This is a genomic window from bacterium (genome assembly GCA_024224155.1).
In the GTDB taxonomy this organism is placed as follows: Bacteria; Acidobacteriota; Thermoanaerobaculia; order Multivoradales; family JAHEKO01; genus CALZIK01.
The window spans coordinates 1-2,896 of record JAAENP010000323.1 but is presented as its reverse complement, the minus strand read 5'-3'; the positions used below and the strand labels follow the sequence as shown (position 1 = coordinate 2,896).

Here is a 2,896-nt window from a genome sequence, read left to right as displayed (position 1 = left end):
TCCTTGACCTAGCGCATAGAGGCGGATGGTTACTTCTGCTTAATACGACGGCCCACTCAACATTCTCGTGAGACGCTGTCCAGCCGGGAAATGAAAATGCGGCCCACCGTGCTTGTCGCAGTTCTGCTGGCCTGTGGACTATTTATGCAGGGTTGTGGCGTCGTCGTTTTCGGTGCCGGAGCCGCAGCCGTGGAGGCTACCAGCCCGGGCGGACGAACCATTGAGCCCACGGACGTATCGAGCGTGAAAGTCGGTAGTCTTCGCAATGAAGTCGAAGCTGTGCTCGGCAAACCAATCCGGGAACAAGATGTCGGCGCAGAGAAACGAAACAGGTCACGTCCCCGGAGGTGGTGTAGCTGAGCGATGGGTTGGTCATCGGCGCTTTTCGGTAGGGTCTGGTTGCGACACCAACCTTTGACCGGAAGGACGACCGATGACCGACGACATGATGAACCTGCGGGCACTCGTGGAGAAGACCCCGGACGCGGATCTGCTGCGTGAGATGATCGGCTTTGCCGCCGAGCGGCTGATGGAGCTGGAAGTGGGCGCTTCTACTGGCGCTGCCTATGGCGAGAAGAACCCGCTGCGCGTAGCCCAGCGCAACGGCTACCGTGACCGCGACTGGGAGACGCGGGCTGGAACCGTCGAGCTGCGCATTCCCAAGCTGAGGAAGGGAAGCTACTTCCCCGGGTTCCTGGAGCCGCGCCGCTTGGCCGAGAAGGCCCTCACCGCTGTCATCCAGGAAGCCTATGTCCAGGGGATATCGACGCGCTCGGTCGACAACCTGGTTCGGGCGATGGGCATGAGCGGCATCTCCAAGAGCCAAGTCAGCCGGCTGTGCGAGCAGATCGACGGCAAGGTGAAGGCCTTTCTGGAGAGGCCAATCGAAGGCGACTGGCCTTACCTGTGGATCGACGCGACCTATCTGAAGGTCCGTCGTGGCGGGCGCATCGTGTCGGTCGCCGTCATCATCGCCGTCGGCGTCAACAGCGACGGCCGGCGCGAGGTGCTGGGCCTGGAGATCGGCACCTCGGAGGCCGAGCCGATCTGGGTCGAGTTCCTGCGCCAGCTGATGCGTCGCGGGCTGCGCGGCGTCAAGCTCGTCGTCTCCGATGCGCATGAGGGTATCAAGGCAGCCGTCAGCAAGGTGCTGTGCGCAACCTGGCAACGTTGCCGCGTCCACTTCATGCGCAATGTGCTCGCCCATGCTGGCAAGAGCGGCCGCCGGGTTGCCAGCGCCTTTATCGCCACCGCCTTCGCCCAGGAGAACGCCGCGGCGGCACAGGCCCAATGGCGCGCCGTCGCCGACCAGATCCGCCCCAAGGTCCCGAAGCTCGCCACCATCATGGACAACGCCGAGAACGACGTGCTCGCCTACATGACCTTCCCGAAGGAGCATCGGGCCAAACTACACAGCACGAACCCGATCGAGCGCCTCAACGGCGAGATCAAACGGCGCACCGAGGTCGTCGGCATCTTCCCCAACGAAGCCGCCATCACGCGCCTTGTCGGCGCGCTGCTGCTCGAGCAGAACGATGAGTGGGCCGTCCAGCGCGCCAGGTATATGACACTGGAAACCATCAGCCAGATGAGCGACGATCCTCTCGTCAGCCTGCCAGCCATGGCGCGCTGATCATCCCGGCCCGTGCCGGAAAGCGTCGAGACCCGACCTCAGTTACACCACGCCAAGGGACACGATCGCCCGCCCAGTTCAAAACAAACGCCAAGTACCCGTGCGCTTCGGCATCGTTTGGATCCAATTCGATTGATCGTTCAATCGACGCAAGGGCCTGCCCGTGCTTCTTCTGCCAAACGAGAACCTTCCCTAGAGACGTGTGAGCAGATGGCAAATCGGGGCCGAGCTCCAGAGCCTTCGACATCAGATGGTGAGCCACGCCGAGTGTGCTGTCGGGATTGAGATCCCAGCCCATGTTGAACTCGGCTAGATGGGTTTCTCCGAGGAGCATCCAGGCCACGGCATAGCCAGGGTCCAGGGATACGGACCTACCAAACGACTCCCGTGCTCGTATGTTGTCAGCCGGAGTATCCCGGAAGAGGAATTCGCGCCCCCTCAAAACATGTTCGTAGGCTTCCACGTTGCTGGTACCCCGCACGAGGAGGCGGTGTTTTTCATCGGCGGTCAGTCTCAACTTGAGCGCGGTCACGATTTTGCGTGTGACATCGTCCTGCACGGCAAAGATGTCCGCAAGATCGCGATCGTACCGCTCCGCCCATAAATGCCCGCCGGTCGTCCCGTCGACAAGTTGTGCGGTAATCCGGACGCGGTCGCCGGCCCTGCGGACGCTGCCTTCGACCACGTAACGGGCGCCGAGCTCCCGGCTGATGTCCCTCAGATTTACTGATCTACCCTTAAAGGTGAATGACGAGCTGCGCGAGATGACGAACAGTCCGGAGATCCGGGACAAATCCGTGATGACGTCCTCGCTGATGCCATCAGAGAAATACTCATGCTCAATATCACCCGACATGTTGGTGAACGGCAGCACCGCGATTGAGGGCTTGTCAGGAAGTGGGAGCGGCGCGCTGGAGCCTTTGGCACCGCCTCCAGTGATCTCGCCGAGCGGCACACGATACACGCGCACCGGCTTGACGATGTTCTTTACCTGTTGCGCGCCGAGATCGTTGAAAGCGAGGTCGAGCTTGCCTTCAACTTGATCGAACACGCTGGCGGAGACATGGATGCCACCGGGCTCGGACAGTTCCTGCAATCGCGCCGCCACATTGACTGCGTCACCCATCAGATTGTCGCCTTCGACAACGACGTCTCCCAAATTAACGCCGATGCGAAACTCTATCCGACGATCCTCGGGAAGATCAGTATTTCGCTCCGCAAGCTGCCGCTGGGCCTCTACCGCACAGCGCACCGCTTCAACCG

At 61.5% G+C, this 2,896-nt stretch carries 2 protein-coding genes; one reads left to right on the top strand and one right to left on the bottom strand.

The genetic code is table 11. The annotated features are described in order from the left end of the window. Positions 1–433: 433 nt before the first annotated feature. A complete protein-coding gene (locus tag GY769_16920; GenBank protein ID MCP4203604.1) occupies positions 434–1,633 on the top strand; it encodes an IS256 family transposase in 1,200 nt (399 codons plus the stop codon). Here the strand turns inward: GY769_16920 and GY769_16915 are convergent. Next, a partial coding sequence (locus tag GY769_16915; protein ID MCP4203603.1) for an adenylate/guanylate cyclase domain-containing protein occupies positions 1,608–2,896 on the bottom strand: 1,289 nt, incomplete at its 5' end. The genes GY769_16920 and GY769_16915 overlap by 26 nt on opposite strands.

Coding starts and splice junctions, on each gene's coding strand:
- GY769_16920 (MCP4203604.1), top strand. CDS start 434: ATGACCGACGACATGATGAACCTGCGGGCACTCGTGGAGAAGACCCCG.